The following is an 18,073-nucleotide window of genomic DNA, read 5'->3' on the forward strand; positions in this document are numbered from 1 at the left end:
GCTCAATGCCCGCGACCACCGCCGCACCAAATAGCGGCGCCGGAAATTCACTCCGCGGCGGCATCCTCCGTCAGTAAATGGCAAAGACTTGCCATTACCTCAGCCGCTTCCTTCAGCCCGGATGCCACCACATGATCCGGCACGCCGTCATCGATCAGCGTCGCAAGCTCCGCGAGGTCGTAGACGATATGCCCGCGCCGCAGCTCGCTCTGGGCGAGATCGATGCCCAGTTCGGCATGCATGCGATGGATCGCTCTCGCGGCCGATATGACGAGCATCCGCTTCTGCGCGATATCGGCCACGTCAAGGCGATCCGAGGCTTGAGCGGTCTCAATTGATTGCAGCAAATACGGGTGCATGACGTCCTCCTTACTGGTCATCGAGCGATCGGCGGGCAGATCCTCCATCAAGCCTGCGAATCGCCATCTGGTTGCATCGTGAGGAATACTCACCAAAAACAACGAGGACTGCAACCCAGGGATTTATCAGGAAAAACAATATCTCTTTTGCCGTCCCGCAGAGCATCGACATCCCCGCGGCAAGCTCGCTGAGAGCGGCGCCAAGGCCTCCGCAACTCAAACAAAAAGGGCCGAACCCATAAGGTCCGGCCCTTCTCTTCAATTCATATCCACCCACCGGAAACCCGGTGCGCGGAATTCTTACGCCTCGGCGTCCGGCGGCGTTTCGTCGCCAGCCTCTGCGGCAGGCTCCTCGCCCGGCACAACAGCGGTCTCGTCGCCGTTCTCGGCACCTTCTTCGACCTCGTCTTCCGGATCGCGGATGCGCTCGACCGACACGACCTTCTCGTCCTTGGCGGTCGAGAAGATGGTCACGCCCTTCGTCGCGCGGCTGGCGATGCGGATGCCGCCAACCGGCACGCGGATCAGCTGACCGCCATCCGAAACCAGCATGATCTGGTCGTTGTCATCGACAGGGAAGGCAGCGACGAGTTCGCCGATCTCGCCCGTCTTCGACGTATCGGTGGCGCGAATGCCCTTGCCGCCACGGCCGGAGATGCGGAAGTCGTAGGAGGAAGACCGCTTGCCGTAGCCCTTCTCGGAAACCGTCAGCACGTACTGTTCGCGTGCCTTCAGCTCTTCGTAGCGCTCGTCGCTCAGCTGTCCCTCTTCGGTGACTTCCTCGCCAACCAGCGCGATTTCCTCGGCCTCACCCGTCGTCAGGCGGCGTTCGTTGGCTGCGCGCTTGAGATAAGCGGCGCGTTCCCACGGCTCGGCATCGACATGGCCGACGATCGTCATCGAGATGATGCGGTCGTTATCGCCGAGGTTGATCCCTCGTACGCCGATCGAGTTGCGGCCCGCGAAGACGCGGACGTCGTCGACCGCAAAGCGGATGCACTGGCCGAGCGCCGTCGTCAGAAGCACGTCGTCGTGCTCGGTGCAGGTCTCGACGGAGAGGATCTCGTCGCCCTCCTCTTCGAGCTTCATCGCGATCTTGCCGTTGCGGTTGACCTGGACGAAGTCGCTGAGCTTGTTGCGGCGCACGGTGCCGCGCGTCGTCGAGAACATCACGTCGAGCGTAGCCCAGCTGTCCTCGTCCTCCGGCAGCGGCAGGATGGTGGTGATGCGCTCGCCTGGAGCGAGCGGCAGCATGTTGATCATCGCCTTGCCGCGAGAGGTCGGCGTGCCGATCGGCAGACGATAGACCTTTTCCTTGTAGACGATGCCGCGTGACGAGAAGAACAGAACCGGCGTATGCGTATTGAGCACGAATAGCTGGCTAACGAAATCTTCGTCACGCGTGGTCATGCCGGAGCGACCCTTGCCGCCGCGGCGCTGCGCGCGGTAGGTCGTCAGCGGCACGCGCTTGATGTAGCCGAGGTGCGAGACGGTAACGACCATATCCTCGCGGGCGATGAGATCTTCATCGTCCATTTCGAGGCCGCCATCCATGATCTCGGTGCGGCGCGGCGTGCCGAACTCGTCGCGGACAGCAGCAAGCTCGTCCTTGACGATCGACTGGATGCGCACGCGCGACGACAGGATATCGAGGTAATCCTTGATTTCCTCGCCGATCTTGTTGAGTTCGTCGCCGATTTCGTCGCGGCCAAGGGCCGTCAGACGAGCGAGACGCAGTTCGAGAATGGCCCGTGCCTGCTCTTCCGAGAGGTTGTACGTCATGTCGTCGTTGATGCGGTGGCGCGGATCGTCGATCAGGCGGATCAGGCTTTCGACGTCATGCGCCGGCCAGCGGCGGGTCATCAGCTCTTCGCGGGCGGACTGCGGATCCGGTGCCTGGCGGATGACGCGGATGACTTCGTCGATGTTGGCGACAGCGATCGCCAGACCGACCAAGACGTGCGCGCGCTCGCGAGCCTTGCGCAGCAAGAATTTTGTACGCCGACTAACGACTTCCTCGCGGAACGAGACGAAGGCGCGCAGCATGTCGAGCAGCTGCAGCTGTTCGGGCTTGCCGCCGTTCAGCGCCACCATGTTGCAGCCGAACGAGGTCTGCAGCGGCGTATAGCGATAGAGCTGGTTCAGGATGACGTCGGCATTGGCGTCGCGCTTCAGCTCGACGACGACGCGGTAGCCCTGACGGTCGCTCTCATCGCGCAGGTCGGAGATGCCCTCGATGCGCTTGTCGCGCACCAGTTCGGCCATCTTCTCGATCATCGTCGACTTGTTCACCTGATACGGGATCTCGGTGATGATGATCTGCTCGCGATCGCCGCGCATCGGCTCGATCGTCGCGACGCCGCGCATGATCACCGAGCCACGGCCCGTCTCGTAAGCCGAGCGGATGCCGGAACGGCCGAGGATCTTGGCGCCGGTTGGGAAATCGGGACCTGGAATGATCTGCATCATCTCGGGCAACTCGATCGCCGGATCGTCGATCAGCGCGATACAGCCATTGATGACTTCGACGAGATTGTGCGGCGGAATGTTGGTCGCCATGCCGACGGCGATACCGCCGGCGCCGTTGACGAGCAGGTTCGGGAATTTCGCGGGAACCACCACGGGCTCGGAGAGCGTACCGTCGTAGTTGTCGCGGAAATCGACCGTTTCCTTGTCGAGATCGTCGAGCAGCGAATGCGCGGCCTTCTCGAGGCGGCATTCGGTGTAGCGTTCGGCCGCCGGCGGATCACCGTCGACGGAGCCGAAGTTGCCCTGGCCATCGATAAGCGGAAGGCGAAGAGACCAGTCCTGCGCCATACGCGCCAGCGCGTCGTAGATCGCGGTGTTGCCGTGCGGATGGTATTTACCCATCACGTCCCCGGTCACGCGGGCGCATTTGACGTATTTCTTGTTCCAGTCGATGCCGAGCTCGGACATGCCGTAGAGGATGCGCCGGTGCACGGGCTTGAGGCCGTCGCGCACGTCAGGAAGCGCGCGGCTGACGATAACGCTCATCGCGTAATCGAGATACGACCGCTGCATTTCCTCCATAATGGAGATGGGCTCGATGCCTGGCGGGAGCTTCCCGCCGCCGGGGGGTGTTTGCTCAGTCAAAATGGATCACATCTCTTCTAGAATCACTTGAAGATTTATAGCGGAAAGGCTGTTCCTAAGCCAATTTTGCAGGAAGTTTTGAACAGGCTTTTACGGTCTAATCAGGGCGAAACGAGGCTTATGCGCCCCAATCACCGTCACGCACGCCGCGCCATTTGCAAAATCGGTTTGCCCACATCACAATCGCGCGAAAACCAAGCCCGGATATGGGTATATGGAGAGATGATGGCAAGCGCCGACCAACTGATCAACGCCTTTACAACCCTGCTCGTCACGATCGATCCGCCGGGTCTCGCGCCGATCTTTCTCGGCCTCACTGTCGGCATGAGCAGAGCCCAGCGCAAGCAGGTGGCGATGCGCGGCACGATCATCGCCTTCATCATTCTCGCCGTCTTCGCGCTCTTCGGATCCAGCGTGCTCGGCGTGCTCGGCATCTCGATCGGCGCCTTCCGCATCGCCGGCGGCCTGCTGCTCTTCTGGATCGCCTTTGAAATGGTGTTCGAGAAGCGCCAGGATCGCAAGGAAAAGACCGGCACGGCCGCGATCACCGTCGACCACATCCAGAACATCGCCGTCTTCCCGCTGGCCATTCCGCTGATCTCGGGCCCGGGCGCCATCTCCGCGACCATCCTGATCGCGGGCTCGATGCAGACGGCCTTCGAACTGGCGCAGCTGATCATCGTGATCGCCGCAAGCCTGCTCCTGCTCTTCCTGGCGCTCTTGATCGCCGACCGGCTGGACCGCTTCCTCGGCGTCACCGGCCGCGCCATCCTGACCCGCCTGCTCGGCGTCATCCTGGCGGCGCTCGCGACCCAGTTCGTCGTCGATGGCATCAAGTCGGCGATGAACCTCGTTCCCTCGCCCGTCTGAGCTTTCAGTTAAAACGCAAACGGCGCGCCCCAAAGCGCGCCGTCTGAAACCTTTCGGTCTGTCGTTCGATCAAAACGGAATATCGTCGTCCAGATCGCGCGAGAAATTGCCGCCACCGCCGGAAGACGAACCACCGCCCGAGCCACCACGGCCGGAAGACTGCGACGGCGAACCGTAATCGTCGCCATAACCGCCGCCACCGCCGAAATCACCACCGCCGGCATTGCCGCCACGGCCACCGCCGTAACCACCGCCAGAGCGATCGCCACCGCCTTCGCCGCGTCCATCGAGCATCGTCAGCGTTGAGCCGAAGCCCTGCAGCACGACTTCCGTGGAATAACGATCCTGACCCTGCTGGTCCTGCCACTTGCGGGTCTGCAGCGCGCCTTCGATATAGAGCTTGGCGCCCTTCTTGACGTACTGCTCGACGACCTTGCACAGGCCTTCGTTGAAGACGACCACGGTGTGCCACTCGGTCTTCTCGCGGCGCTCGCCCGAATTGCGGTCGCGCCAGGTCTCCGATGTCGCGATGCGGAGGTTGGCGATCGGCCGGCCGTCCTGCGTCCGACGGATTTCGGGGTCAGCACCCACGTTTCCGATCAGAATTACCTTGTTCACGCTGCCAGCCATACTTTTCACCCTACCTGCCGCCCTGCCCGGCGGCGCTTGAAACAATCGATGCACCTTAAACCATAGAGGCGGCGCGATGGACGTCCATAGCGGTTCATCCACAAGGAATTTTGTTCTTTATTTGTTCTATTTTATCCCTATGATCCTGTCAACCGAATCGAAAACCTTGCACCATCTAGACATTGAGCCTCGACTCGCCCGCCGGCATCACTAAATAAGGGGCTTGTTCCAGCACAGAAGCAGAAGACGATGAGCGAACTGAAGACGATTTCAATCCGTGGCGCGCGCGAGCACAATCTGAAGGGCATCGACCTCGATCTGCCGCGCAACAAGCTGATCGTCATGACGGGCCTGTCGGGATCGGGCAAATCCTCGCTCGCTTTCGACACCATCTATGCCGAGGGCCAGCGCCGCTATGTCGAGAGCCTGTCGGCCTATGCCCGCCAGTTCCTCGAAATGATGCAGAAGCCCGATGTCGACCAGATCGACGGCCTCTCGCCGGCGATCTCCATCGAGCAGAAGACGACTTCACGCAACCCGCGCTCGACTGTTGGCACCGTCACTGAGATCTACGACTATATGCGCCTGCTCTTCGCACGCGTCGGCGTTCCCTATTCGCCGGCCACCGGCCTGCCGATCGAGAGCCAGACCGTCAGCCAGATGGTCGACCGCATCCTCGCCTTCGAGGAAGGCACGCGCCTCTTCATCCTCGCCCCGCTCGTGCGTGGCCGTAAGGGCGAGTATAAGAAGGAACTCGCGGAGCTCATGAAAAAGGGCTTCCAGCGCGTCAAGATCGACGGCCAGTTTTACGAGATCGCCGATGCCCCCGCGCTCGACAAGAAATACAAGCACGACATCGATATCGTCGTCGACCGCGTCGTCGTGCGCGCCGATGTCTCGGCGCGACTGGCCGACAGTCTGGAGACCTCGCTGAAGCTCGCAGACGGCCTCGCCATCGCCGAATTCGCCGACAAGCCGCTGCCCGTGGAGGAAACCGCCGCCGGCGGCTCGGCCAACAAGTCGCTGAACGAAACGCACGAGCGCGTGCTGTTCTCGGAAAAGTTCGCCTGCCCGGTGTCCGGCTTCACGATTTCCGAGATCGAGCCGCGCCTGTTCTCCTTCAACAATCCGGCCGGCGCCTGCCCGACCTGCGACGGCCTCGGCGCCCAGCAGAAGATCGACGCCAACCTAATCGTGCCGGAACCCGAGCGTACGCTGCGCGACGGCGCCATCGCCCCCTGGGCCAAGTCGTCCTCGCCCTATTACAACCAGACGCTGGAAGCGCTCGGCAAGCATTTCGGCTTCAAGCTCGGCGCCCGCTGGAACGATCTTTCCGCCAAGGCGCAGGACGTCATCCTCAACGGCACCGAGGAGAAGATCGAATTCCACTACGTCGACGGCGCCCGCTCCTACACGACGCACAAGAATTTCGAAGGCATCATCACCAATCTCGAGCGCCGCTGGAAAGAAACCGACAGCGCCTGGGCGCGCGAGGAGATCGAGCGCTACATGTCGGCCGCCCCCTGCCCGTCCTGCAACGGATTCCGCCTGAAGCCGGAAGCGCTGGCCGTCAAGGTCAACAAGCTGCATATCGGCCAGGTCACGGATATGTCGATCCGCGTCGCCCGCGACTGGTTCGAAACACTGCCTGACAGCTTCAACGCGAAGCAGAACGAAATCGCCGTCCGAATCCTGAAAGAGATCAGGGACCGCCTGCGCTTCCTCAACGACGTCGGCCTCGAATATCTGAGCCTCTCGCGCAACTCCGGCACTCTGTCGGGTGGCGAAAGCCAGCGCATTCGCTTGGCCTCGCAGATCGGCTCCGGCCTCACCGGCGTTCTCTACGTACTCGACGAGCCGTCGATCGGCCTGCACCAGCGCGACAACGCCCGCCTGCTGGAAACGCTGAAGCACCTGCGCGACATCGGCAACACCGTGATCGTCGTCGAACACGACGAGGACGCCATCCTGCAAGCCGACGATGTCGTCGATATCGGACCGGCCGCCGGCATTCATGGCGGCCAGGTCATCGCCCACGGCACACCGCAGGACATCATGGCCAACCCGAAGTCACTGACCGGTAAATACCTGTCGGGCGAGCTCGGCGTGACCGTGCCGGAAGAACGACGCAAGGTTAAGAAGGGCAAGGAAATCAAGGTCGTCGGCGCCCGCGGCAACAATCTGAAGAACGTCACGGCGTCGATCCCGCTCGGCGTCTTCACGGCGGTCACGGGCGTGTCCGGTGGCGGCAAGTCCACCTTCCTGATCGAGACGCTCTACAAGTCGGCCGCCCGCCGCGTCATGGGCGCGCGCGAAATCCCGGCGGATCACGATCGCATCGACGGCTTCGAGCATATCGACAAGGTCATCGACATCGACCAGTCGCCGATCGGCCGCACCCCGCGCTCGAACCCGGCCACCTATACCGGCGCCTTCACGCCGATCCGCGACTGGTTCGCCGGGCTGCCGGAAGCCAAGGCGCGCGGCTACCAGCCCGGCCGCTTCTCCTTCAACGTCAAGGGCGGCCGCTGCGAGGCCTGCCAGGGCGACGGCGTCATCAAGATCGAGATGCACTTCCTGCCCGACGTCTACGTCACTTGCGACGTCTGCCACGGCAAGCGCTACAACCGCGAAACGCTCGACGTCACCTTCAAGCAGAAATCGATCGCCGACGTGCTCGACATGACCGTCGAGGAAGGCGTCGAGTTCTTCGCCGCCGTCCCCGCCGTGCGCGACAAGCTGCAGGCCCTCTTCGATGTCGGCCTCGGCTACATCAAGGTCGGCCAGCAGGCGAACACGCTGTCGGGCGGCGAAGCCCAGCGCGTCAAGCTCGCCAAGGAGCTCTCAAAGCGCTCGACCGGCCGCACGCTCTACATTCTCGACGAGCCGACGACCGGCCTGCACTTCCACGACGTCGCCAAGCTGCTCGAAATGCTGCACGAACTGGTCAACCAGGGCAACTCGGTCGTCGTCATCGAGCACAATCTTGAAGTCATCAAGACCGCCGACTGGGTCCTCGACTTCGGCCCCGAAGGCGGTGATGGCGGCGGCGAGATCGTGGCGTCTGGCACGCCCGAGGCGATCGTCAAGGAAAAGCGGTCCTATACCGGCCAGTTCCTGAAGGAACTGCTGGAGCGGCGGCCGGTGAAGAAGGTGCAGGCGGCGGAGTGAGCGAGATCCTCTCCACGGTACGTGTGTTGATCGCTGACGGCAAATTCAGGGTCTCGGCACACGCACTGCAGGAGTTGTTGAACGACGGTCTGCTGATCGAGCCGTTGGTGATGGACATATCGTCGGCGCTCGTCGTGGAGGAGTATCCGGACTATCACAAGGGGCCCTGTGTTCTGGTCCTGCAGACGGACGAGCGGGGAAGACCCGTACATTTGCTTTGGGGCATCCCATCAGGTGCATCCGAACCGGCGGTGTTGATAACAGCATACATTCCCGATCCAGATCGCTGGAATGACGATTTCACCAGGAGGAAGCCGCAATGACGAGACAGGCGTCGCAGCTCATTCGTGAGGGGGAATATGCCGCCGAGGTCATCGTGGAGCTTCACGACGACGTTGGCGAGTGGTCCCCGACGGTAAGCCCGGAGGATATCCGCAAGCTGGATCGCGTACGTCGTGCCTTGCGAGACCATGATTTCGAAGGTGCAGAGAAGGATGGACGCGTTTACCGGCTCGTGCCGCGTGAGGCCGACTATCCGAAAAGCGGTTTTGGCGAAAACGAATAGGATGGATTGAAGTCATGACAAAACCCGGCACCATTCGCGTCGGCATCGGCGGCTGGACATTCGAGCCCTGGCGCAACCACTTCTTCCCGTCCACGCTGAAGCAGAAGGACGAGTTGAATTATGCCAGCCGGCAGCTGAAGGTCATCGAGGTCAACGGCACCTATTACAGCTCGCAGAAGCCCGAGACCTTCGCCAAGTGGGCCGCCGATGTCCCCGAGGGTTTCATCTTCTCGCTGAAGGCCAGTCGCTTCAGCACCAACCGCAAGATCCTCTCCGAAGCCGGTGAATCGGTCGAGCGCTTTCTCGGCCAGGGCATCGTCGAGCTTGGCCCGCATCTCGGCCCCATTCTCTGGCAGTTCGCGCCGACGAAGAAGTTCGAGCCGGAGGATTTCGAGGGCTTCCTGAAGCTCTTGCCGGACAAGCAGGATGGCCTGCCGCTTAAACATGTCGTCGAGGTCCGTCACGACAGCTTCAAGGTGCCTGAGTTCGTGACGCTCTTGGCGAAATACGGTGTCGCACCCGTTATCGCCGAACATTTCGATTATCCGATGGTGGCGGATGTCACCGCCGATTTCGTCTACACACGCCTGCAAAAGGGCTCGGACGAAATCCGGACCTGCTATCCGCCGAAAGAGCTGAAAGCCTGGGCCAAGCGCCTGGAAACCTGGGCGGAAGGCAAGGTGCCTGATGATCTGCCGCTTATCGATAGCGACCGCAAGGTCAAGGTCGAGCCGCGCGACGTTTTCGCTTTCATGATCCACGAGGGCAAGGTCAATGCCCCCTTCGGCGCCATCGCGCTGCAGGATGAGGTCGGCAAGTAGTCAGAGCGCGAAACAATCAGAGTAGCAGCACGTGGCTGACGAGGTCCTCCGCCGTCAGCCCCTTGCCGGCCCGGTTGCCCGCTTCGCCATGCATGTAAACGCCGGCGGCGGCGGCCTCGAAGGCCGGCAGCCCCTGCGCCATCAGCGCTCCGATGATCCCCGCCAGCACATCGCCGGAGCCGGCTGTGGCGAGCCAGATCGGAGCATTGGTGTTGATCAACGCCCGACCATCCGGCGAGGCGATCACGGTGTCGGGCCCCTTGTAGACGATGGCCGCATTCGCCCGCGCCGCGGCCGCCAGTGCCTTGTCGGCCTTGCCTAGATTGTCGTCGGCGGCGATATCCGGAAACAACCGCGAAAACTCTCCCTCATGCGGCGTCAGAACCAGCCGCGTCTCGCCTTCAGCGAACAACGCGAACAGCGCCGCAGGATCCTCGCGGAAGGAGGTGATGCCATCGGCATCCAGAACCAGATGCCGCGCCGCGAGTGCCACCACAAAACCACGCGCCTTCTCGCCAGCTCCGAAGCCCGGCCCGAGCACGAAGCTGCGCAACCGTTCGTCCTTCAGCCAATCCAGGAGCTCGGCGTCCCTATCGATGCCGTGCAGCATCACGGCCGTCAGATGCGTCGCGTTCTCTTCCAGGGCATCCGCAGGCGAAGCGATCGTCACCAGCCCGGCGCCCGCCTTCAATCCAGACATGGCCGACATCCGCGCGGCACCCGTCTTGCCCTTCTCGCCAGAGAAGACGACGAGGTGGCCGCGCTTGTACTTGTGGGTCTCCTGCCCCGAAGACGGCAGCCACCGCTGCCATTGTTCCGGCCGGTTCTCCGCCAGTTTGCCTGACGCTTGCCTGCGCACGATCCGCGCGGGTATGCCGATATCGAGCACCTCGAGCACGCCCGAAAGCTCCCGCCCCGGCATTAGCAGATGGCCCGGCTTGCGCGTCATGAAGGTGATCGTGCGCTCGGCGGTAAATGCCGCCCCCAGCACCATGCCCGTCCGGCCATCGATGCCGGATGGCAGGTCGACGGCAAGCACCGGCAGGCGAGCTTTTTCTATACGCACGATTACCGCACTGACGACTTCTGGCACGGCCCGCGTCAACCCGGCCCCGAACAGCGCGTCGATCACGACGTCACCGCCTGCGGGTTGATAGGCCTCTATCGGCGCACCCTCACCGGACCAACCGCTGAAAGCCCGCGCAGCGTCGCTCTTCAGTCGATCGGGATCCCCCAAGTGAAACACCGCAACCGCGACACCACTATCTTGCAGACAGCGTGCCGCAACATATCCGTCGCCGCCATTGTTGCCGGGGCCGCACAGTACGACGGCCCGCCGCGCAGACGGGTAGTGCCGCAGGAAGGCCGCCGCCACGCCGGCGCCCGCCTGCAGCATCAGGCCGAAACTGTCGATGCCCGAGGCTGCTGCGGCAGCATCGACGGTGGTCATTTCGGCGGGGGTAAGGAGAAGGTCGGCGAGTTGAGTGTCCATCCGGCCATTCAAGCAGAATCCGCCTAAAAAACAACCGATTGGCGCAAAATCTGGAAGGTTATTATTTAGTCATTTGCATATATTTTAACCTTCACTACAAGCCAGAAAGAAAGCATCAGACATCGCGAATATTCCTCATTTCGGTCGAAATTTAAGCTTTTCGCTTGCAACCCGCGCCGTTTTTGACAAAAAAATCGTTGAAATTGCTGAAAATCGCTCGACTTTCGGTCTCCGGCTGCCATTTCCACGAAGATTCCGCTTTCCAACTGGCACGATAACTGCATTCTATCGGGGGGTGGGTATGAGCCTGCTATAACGGGAGAAGCGGAGAGTCATTTTCTCATGAAAAAGATCGAAGCGATCATTAAGCCCTTCAAGCTGGACGAAGTGAAGGAAGCCCTTCAGGAAGTTGGCCTGCAGGGGATCACAGTCACGGAAGCAAAGGGCTTCGGTCGCCAAAAAGGCCACACGGAATTGTACCGTGGCGCGGAGTATGTCGTCGATTTCCTGCCGAAGGTGAAGGTCGAAGTCGTCCTCGCCGACGAGAACGCGGAGGCCGTCATCGACGCGATCCGCAAGGCCGCGCAAACCGGCCGTATCGGCGACGGCAAGATTTTCGTATCCAATATCGAAGAAGTCATTCGTATCCGTACCGGCGAAACCGGTGTCGATGCGATCTGACCTGTTTGGTCCAGGCGAGGCAATCGTCTCGTCTTCTCAAATGAAGGAACCATTTTATGGCGACCGCAAGCGAAATCCTCAAGCAAATCAAGGATAACGACGTCAAGTTTGTTGACCTGCGCTTTACCGATCCCAAGGGCAAGCTGCAGCACGTCACGATGGACGTGGTTTGCGTCGATGAAGACATGTTCGCCGATGGCGTCATGTTCGACGGCTCCTCGATCGGCGGCTGGAAGGCGATCAACGAATCCGACATGGTGCTGATGCCCGACACGGAAACGGTCCACATGGACCCGTTTTTCGCGCAGTCCACCATGGTCATCCTCTGCGACATTCTCGATCCGGTCTCCGGCGAAGCTTATAACCGCGATCCGCGCGGCACCGCCAAGAAGGCCGAAGCCTATCTGAAGGCATCAGGCATCGGCGACACCGTCTTCGTGGGTCCTGAAGCCGAGTTCTTCATCTTCGACGACGTTCGCTACAAGGCCGACCCCTACAACACCGGCTTCAAGCTCGATTCGACCGAACTGCCGTCCAACGACGACACCGAATATGAGACCGGCAACTTGGGCCACCGTCCGCGCGTCAAGGGCGGTTACTTCCCGGTTCCGCCGATCGACAGCTGCCAGGACATGCGCTCCGAAATGCTGACGGTTCTCTCGGAAATGGGCGTCGTCGTCGAAAAGCACCACCACGAAGTGGCCGCTGCCCAGCACGAGCTCGGCATCAAGTTCGACACGCTCGTCCGCAACGCCGACAAGATGCAGATCTACAAGTACGTCGTGCACCAGGTCGCTAATGCCTACGGCAAGACGGCAACCTTCATGCCGAAACCGATTTTCGGCGACAACGGCTCGGGCATGCACGTCCACATGTCGATCTGGAAGAGCGGCAAGCCGAGCTTCGCAGGCGATGAATATGCAGGTCTCTCCGAGAGCTGCCTCTACTTCATCGGCGGCATCATCAAGCACGCCAAGGCGCTGAACGCCTTCACCAACCCGTCGACGAACTCCTACAAGCGTCTCGTCCCGGGCTATGAAGCACCGGTTCTGCTCGCCTATTCGGCGCGCAACCGCTCGGCTTCGTGCCGTATTCCGTTCGGCAGCAACCCGAAGGCAAAGCGCGTCGAAGTCCGCTTCCCGGATCCGATGGCGAACCCCTACCTCGCCTTCGCCGCCATGCTGATGGCCGGCCTCGACGGCATCAAGAACAAGATCCATCCCGGCAAGGCCATGGACAAGGATCTCTACGACCTGCCGCCGAAGGAACTGAAGAAGATCCCGACGGTGTGCGGTTCGTTGCGTGAAGCGCTGGAAAGCCTGGACAAGGACCGCAAGTTCCTGACCGCCGGCGGCGTCTTCGACGACGACCAGATCGACTCGTTCATCGAGCTGAAGATGATCGAGGTCATGCGCTACGACATGACCCCGCATCCGGTCGAATACGACATGTACTACTCGGCGTAAGCCCTCAGAAAGCCCCGGTTCGCCGGGGCTTTCGTCTATCCGATGTCACGGAAACCTCGCGTCGATGTGACACTCATGTGACGAGTTCTCGCACAAATCTTGATTTGAGTGAGATCAATCACCAAATCAGGTGATGAAAGGAAGTCGTACCATGAAAGAAAGACTAGCTAAGTTCAGTATCGGCGAAGTGGTTCGGCACAAGGTATTTCCGTTTCGCGGCGTCATCTTCGATGTCGATCCGGAATTCGCGAATACGGAAGAATGGTGGAATTCTATTCCCGCCGACGTGCGCCCCAGCAAGGATCAGCCCTTCTACCACTTGCTCGCCGAAAACGAAGAAAACGAATACGTCGCCTACGTATCCGAACAGAACCTGATGAATGACGAAAGCGGCGAACCGCTTCGTAACGAACAGGTCTACCAGATTTTCGATATGGCACCGACGGGACAGTTCAAACCCAAGATGAGCTTCACCCACTAAGCGGCTGCATATCCATTTCAAACCCCGCCTTCCCAGCGGGGTTTTTCTTTGGCCGGAACCCGGAATTCAGGCAACAAAAAACCCGGCGCGAAGCCGGGTTTCTCGACAATCCGTAAGGATCGAAATTACTGGGCCTTGGCAGCCTTCTGGGCGTCTTCAAGCTTCTTGCGCGCTTCGTCAGCCTTCTTCTGCATGCTGTCCTGCAGGCTCTTCTGGCTTTCGGCGAGCTTGGAAGCGGAAACCGCTTCGCCGTCGAATGCGCCGGTGAAGCCTTCAAGCGAGATCTTGATCGGGTTCGGCGCACGGCGGAAGTTGATCGAGGTCAGGACCAGATCGGTGCCCTTCTTCAGGCTGGCAACCATCGCGTCGGTCAGCGGGATCTGCGCAACGCAACGATCCGGCATGCACATCAGATAGTCGATCTTCTGCGGCTTGCCGCCGTCGATCTGCATGCCGATGCCCGGCGGGATCAGACGTGCAGGAGGAACGGAAACCTGCAGGCTCTTGTTGTTCACCTTGCCGGAAACGGTGATGAGGCCAACGCCCGTAACGAGCTGACCGCCGGTGGCCAGAACGACGTTCTGCACGACGCAGACGTCATTGTCTTCCTGCTTGCTGCAGGTCTTGTACCAACCGAGGCGCGGTGCGCCGGCAGCCTGTGCGCCAGCGTCGGCAGACGCATCCTGCGCATAAGAAGACACCGGAGCCACTGCGGCGCCAAGCATCACTGCCATTACGGACAGGGCTGCCCGTGTTTTCTTTTCAGACTTGAACATCATAACGAATTCCGTCTCCTGATATCCCGTTGGGACAGCCCATTTGCCATCCTCACCAACAGGGTTGTTCGCATCTGACCTCTTAAAACAATGAGGCAAATGCATGACCCCCCGACTTCGGGGTCCCTGTTACATCGCGTTGCTGGAGATTTCCAGTGTTTCTTTGGCGTTTTAGGTGTCGCCGGAAAGAATTTGCCGTGGATGGTGAATTGGGCCGGCCGCATGGTAGTCTTCGGGCGAATCGTGCCGTTTTCCGGAAAGGATTTCGACTATGCTCCGGATCGTTCTCCCCGTCGTCTTCACCCTTGTTTGCGGGGTAGCCGCTGCCGAGCCCGTGCATGGCATCGCAATGCACGGCGCCCCTGCTCTGCCTCAAGATTTCAAGCACCTGCCCTACGTCAATCCCGACGTGAAGAAGGGCGGCAAGATCTCCTATGGCGTCGTCGGCACCTACGACAACCTGAACCCGTTCATCCTGAAGAGCATGCGCACCACGGCGCGCGGCATGTGGGACCCCGAATACGGCAACCTGGTCTATGAAACGCTGATGCTGCGCTCGCGCGACGAGCCCTTCACGCTCTATGGCCTCTTGGCGCAATCCGTCGAATGGGACGACGACAGGACCTATATCCAGTTCAACCTGAACCCAGACGCCAAATGGTCGGACGGCCAGCCGGTCACGCCCGATGACGTCATCTTCTCCTTCAACATCTTGAAGGAAAAGGGCCGCGTCCCCTTCAGCACGCGCCTCAACGCCGTCGAGAAAATGGAGAAGGTCGGCGATCACAGCGTCCGCTTCACCTTTAACGACAAGGCCGACCGCGAATTCCCGCTGATTCTCGCCGGCTCGACGCCTATCCTCCCCAAGCACGCGATCGACGCGGAGAATTTCGACCGCTCGACGCTGAAGCCGCTGATCGGCTCCGGTCCCTACAAGATCAAGTCGCTGAAGCCGGGCGAAAGCATCACCTTCGAGCGCGACCCGAACTATTGGGGCAAGGATATCCCCGCCAAGGTCGGCCTCGACAATTACGACCAGATCACCGTCCAGTATTTCCTGCAGGACACGACATTGTTCGAATCGTTCAAGAAGGGCGATGTCGATATCTATCCGGATGGCAGCCCCGGCCATTGGGCGAGCGCCTATAACTTCCCGGCGGTCACATCGGGCAATGTCGTCAAGGACACCTTCCAGCCCAAGCTGCCATCGGGCATGTTCGGCTTCGTCTTCAACACCCGCCGGCCGCTCTTCGACAATGTGAAGCTGCGCGAGGGCCTGTCGCTGATCTTCGATTTCGAATGGGCCAACAAGAACCTGTTCTCCAGCGCCTATATCAGGACGCAGAGCTACTGGCAGAACTCCGACCTCTCCAGCTTCGGCGTGCCCGCTGACGAGCGCGAAATGAAGCTGCTCGGCCCGATCAAGGATCGCATCGATCCCGCCATCCTCGACGGCACCTACAAGCTTCCCGTCACCGATGGTTCCGGCCGCGACCGCAATGTGCTGAAGCAGGCGGTCGCGCTTCTGAAGGAGGCTGGCTACACGATCAAGAACGGCAAGATGAGCGACGCCAATGGCCGCCCGCTCGCCTTCGAGATCATGACGCAGAACACCGACCAGGAAAAACTCGCGGTCTCCTACCAGCGCTCACTGCAACTGCTCGGCATCAACACCTCGATCCGCACGGTGGACGATTCGCAGTATCAGAGCCGCACCAACACCTTCGACTACGACGTGATCGTCAAATCCTTCACCTCGTCGCTATCGCCTGGAATCGAGCAGGTAGGGCGCTGGTCGTCCGCCTCGCGCGACCGCGACGGAACCGACAATTTTGCAGGCGTTGCCGATCCCGATGTGGATACGCTGATCCAGCACATCCTCAATGCGCGTTCGGCCGAGGATTTCACCGCCGCCGTCCGCTCGCACGACCGGCTGCTGCTGTCGGGCCATTACGTGCTGCCGCTCTACCATGTCGACAACCAGTGGGTCGCGCGCAGCAAGCGCATCGGCCACCCCGACCAGGTGCCGCTCTACGGCTACCAGCTGCCTGCCTGGTGGGATCAGAGCGTCCAATAACAGGTGGTTCTCTTTTCCTGCCTGGTTGAACTGGCCTGCTACAGCGACTAGATGGCTTGAAACGCCCTTTCAGGGCCAGCAATTCAGAAAAGGAAAGCCCATGGAACGCATAGTCATCGACGTCGTCTCGGATGTCGTCTGCCCCTGGTGCTATCTCGGCAAGGCCCGGCTGGAGCTCGCGATCGCGGAAGTCCAGGACGAAGTCGGCGTCGACGTCAACTGGCGCCCCTATCGCCTCAACCCGGATTACCCGCCCGAAGGCGTCGACCAGAAGGCAGCGCTCGAGAAGAAGCTCGGCGGTGCCGAGCGTGTCGCCGAAGGTCACAAGATGCTCACCGAACTCGGCCGCGAAGTTGGAATCAACTTCAATTTCGAGGCCATCAAGATCGGCCCGAACACGCTCGACGCCCACCGGCTCATTCACTGGGCGATGATCGAGGATCGCGACAAGGCCGATAAGGTGGTCGATGGCCTGTTCAAGGCGAATTTCGAGCAAGGCCTGAATGTCGGCGATCACGCCGTGCTGCTCGACATCGCCGAGAAGTCCGGCCTCGACCGCGCCGTGACTGCCTCTCTGCTCACGTCGGATGCCGACAAGGGTCTCGTCGTCGAGGAAATCGAATCGGCGCAGAAGATGGGCGTCAACGGCGTTCCCTTCTTCATCTTCGACCAGCAATACGCCGTCAGCGGCGCCCAGACGCCTGATGTCATCGCCGGCGCGCTGCGCGATATCGCCAAGGCCAAGGCCGAAGCCCGCGCTGGAATGAACTAGTCAATACCTATGCTGGAGGCGAGATATGAACTTAGAATGTTTACGCCAATAGCAAAGCCGAGACCCACTAATACCCGCAAAAAGCTGCTTCTATTTTGGCGCCGTGTTTCCTCGATAAGGTTTTCGTCACCTCGATTCAGACGGACATACGATAGTACATTCATTGAATCGACACTGCGCTCCACCCAATCACCAAGCTTAGCGGCAAAACCGCCAAGGATATAAGTCAAGCCAAATACGAAAACACCGTATTTAGATAGCGCAGCGAGACTTCCGCTGGCCGATGGATAGGTTGAGAAATAGCAGAAAAGCAGAAAGCATGTCACAGTCATATACTTGAATATGAACGAAAAATTGTGACTATATTGCTTTAAAAAAGAGAGGGCTTTATTATCCTTCTCACGTTGAAGCCCCTCGAACCAGTGATCGATCGCAATCATGAAATTTAGAGAAACATTATAGTCAACGTAAGAGATACGAACGTCGCCGGTCTGATTTGCGAGAATTCTGAATATCATCGCACTCGGCCCCATCTGGGTGCTCGCTCGCTTGATCAGCGCGGCTCGCGAATGAATATCAATTTCGATCTTATAATTCTGAGGCTCCTGTATCTGAGGAAGTAGTATTAAAATATTATACTCCACATGAACATTCTCAACAGGATTTAGAGATGACTTATTATAAACTCTAAATCTATCAAAAAACTGCTTATCCCTTTTGCTCAGGCGCTAACCATATTTGGTGAGTCCGATCGACAGGGTTCGGGGATAGGCGTAAGAGTCTCGCCATGGCCAGCTC

General features: G+C 60.2%; 16 protein-coding genes. 10 read left to right on the forward strand and 6 right to left on the reverse strand.

Annotated elements, in window-relative coordinates; genetic code table 11:
* Positions 1-47: 47 nt before the first annotated feature.
* Together ACIQUB_RS28125 and gyrA are read right to left on the reverse strand one after the other, a co-directional pair.
* A complete protein-coding gene (locus ACIQUB_RS28125) occupies positions 48-461 on the reverse strand; it encodes a hypothetical protein (RefSeq protein WP_402934334.1) in 414 nt (137 codons plus the stop codon).
* A 198-nt stretch (positions 462-659) separates the two neighbouring features.
* Positions 660-3,473, reverse strand: a complete 2,814-nt coding sequence (gene gyrA, locus ACIQUB_RS28130; protein WP_113236255.1) for a DNA gyrase subunit A — start codon at positions 3,471-3,473, stop codon at positions 660-662.
* A 225-nt stretch (positions 3,474-3,698) separates the two neighbouring features.
* Between gyrA and ACIQUB_RS28135 the strand changes: the two genes are divergently transcribed.
* Positions 3,699-4,343 (forward strand): MarC family protein, encoded by a 645-nt coding sequence (locus ACIQUB_RS28135; RefSeq protein ID WP_402934336.1) that lies wholly within the window; start codon positions 3,699-3,701, stop codon positions 4,341-4,343.
* A 69-nt stretch (positions 4,344-4,412) separates the two neighbouring features.
* Here ACIQUB_RS28135 and ACIQUB_RS28140 read toward each other — a convergent pair whose 3' ends face one another.
* Positions 4,413-4,973 (reverse strand): single-stranded DNA-binding protein, encoded by a 561-nt coding sequence (locus ACIQUB_RS28140; protein ID WP_047512240.1) that lies wholly within the window; start codon positions 4,971-4,973, stop codon positions 4,413-4,415.
* Positions 4,974-5,222: 249 nt separating this feature from the next.
* Between ACIQUB_RS28140 and uvrA the strand changes: the two genes are divergently transcribed.
* Genes uvrA through ACIQUB_RS28160 form a run of 4 tightly spaced genes read left to right on the forward strand, consistent with a single transcriptional unit; the run spans position 5,223 to position 9,530 of the window.
* Positions 5,223-8,144: an excinuclease ABC subunit UvrA gene (uvrA, locus tag ACIQUB_RS28145; RefSeq protein WP_037178290.1), complete on the forward strand. Its 2,922-nt coding sequence runs from the start codon at positions 5,223-5,225 to the stop codon at positions 8,142-8,144.
* Complete coding sequence (locus ACIQUB_RS28150) at positions 8,141-8,467, forward strand: DUF4258 domain-containing protein (protein ID WP_113236254.1); 327 nt, start codon at positions 8,141-8,143, stop codon at positions 8,465-8,467. The genes uvrA and ACIQUB_RS28150 overlap by 4 nt, the downstream gene beginning before the upstream one ends.
* Entirely contained in the window at positions 8,464-8,709 is a 246-nt protein-coding gene (locus ACIQUB_RS28155) for a hypothetical protein (protein WP_113236253.1), read from the forward strand. The genes ACIQUB_RS28150 and ACIQUB_RS28155 overlap by 4 nt, the downstream gene beginning before the upstream one ends.
* A gap of 14 nt (positions 8,710-8,723) precedes the next feature.
* Positions 8,724-9,530, forward strand: coding sequence for a DUF72 domain-containing protein (locus tag ACIQUB_RS28160; RefSeq protein ID WP_113236252.1), 807 nt, complete (start codon positions 8,724-8,726; stop codon positions 9,528-9,530).
* Between the two features lie 16 nt (positions 9,531-9,546).
* Here the strand turns inward: ACIQUB_RS28160 and ACIQUB_RS28165 are convergent, their stop codons facing one another.
* A complete protein-coding gene (locus ACIQUB_RS28165; RefSeq protein ID WP_113236251.1) occupies positions 9,547-11,022 on the reverse strand; it encodes an NAD(P)H-hydrate dehydratase in 1,476 nt (491 codons plus the stop codon).
* Positions 11,023-11,364: 342 nt separating this feature from the next.
* On the opposite strand from ACIQUB_RS28165, the gene ACIQUB_RS28170 reads away from it, so the two are divergent.
* The 3 genes from ACIQUB_RS28170 to hspQ all read left to right on the forward strand — a co-directional run bounded on the left by ACIQUB_RS28170 (position 11,365) and on the right by hspQ (position 13,650).
* Positions 11,365-11,703 (forward strand): P-II family nitrogen regulator, encoded by a 339-nt coding sequence (locus ACIQUB_RS28170; protein WP_018900556.1) that lies wholly within the window; start codon positions 11,365-11,367, stop codon positions 11,701-11,703.
* A gap of 56 nt (positions 11,704-11,759) precedes the next feature.
* Positions 11,760-13,169, forward strand: coding sequence for a type I glutamate--ammonia ligase (gene glnA, locus ACIQUB_RS28175; RefSeq protein ID WP_018900557.1), 1,410 nt, complete (start codon positions 11,760-11,762; stop codon positions 13,167-13,169).
* Between the two features lie 151 nt (positions 13,170-13,320).
* Positions 13,321-13,650: a heat shock protein HspQ gene (gene hspQ / locus ACIQUB_RS28180; RefSeq protein ID WP_018900558.1), complete on the forward strand. Its 330-nt coding sequence runs from the start codon at positions 13,321-13,323 to the stop codon at positions 13,648-13,650.
* Between the two features lie 125 nt (positions 13,651-13,775).
* On the opposite strand, the gene ACIQUB_RS28185 is transcribed toward hspQ, so the two are convergent.
* Entirely contained in the window at positions 13,776-14,429 is a 654-nt protein-coding gene (locus ACIQUB_RS28185) for an invasion associated locus B family protein (RefSeq protein WP_113236250.1), read from the reverse strand.
* A gap of 268 nt (positions 14,430-14,697) precedes the next feature.
* Between ACIQUB_RS28185 and ACIQUB_RS28190 the strand changes: the two genes are divergently transcribed.
* Positions 14,698-16,503 carry an extracellular solute-binding protein gene (locus ACIQUB_RS28190; RefSeq protein ID WP_113236249.1) on the forward strand — a complete coding sequence of 602 codons (1,806 nt, stop codon included), beginning with the start codon at positions 14,698-14,700 and terminating at the stop codon, positions 16,501-16,503.
* A gap of 100 nt (positions 16,504-16,603) precedes the next feature.
* Positions 16,604-17,275 carry a DsbA family oxidoreductase gene (locus ACIQUB_RS28195; RefSeq protein WP_113236248.1) on the forward strand — a complete coding sequence of 224 codons (672 nt, stop codon included), beginning with the start codon at positions 16,604-16,606 and terminating at the stop codon, positions 17,273-17,275.
* Here ACIQUB_RS28195 and ACIQUB_RS28200 read toward each other — a convergent pair.
* A complete protein-coding gene (locus tag ACIQUB_RS28200) occupies positions 17,272-17,919 on the reverse strand; it encodes a hypothetical protein (protein ID WP_113236247.1) in 648 nt (215 codons plus the stop codon). The genes ACIQUB_RS28195 and ACIQUB_RS28200 overlap by 4 nt on opposite strands.
* Between the last annotated feature and the right edge of the window lie 154 nt (positions 17,920-18,073).

The organism is Rhizobium sp. NPDC090275 (assembly GCF_044772225.1).
Taxonomy (GTDB): Bacteria; Pseudomonadota; Alphaproteobacteria; order Rhizobiales; family Rhizobiaceae; genus Rhizobium.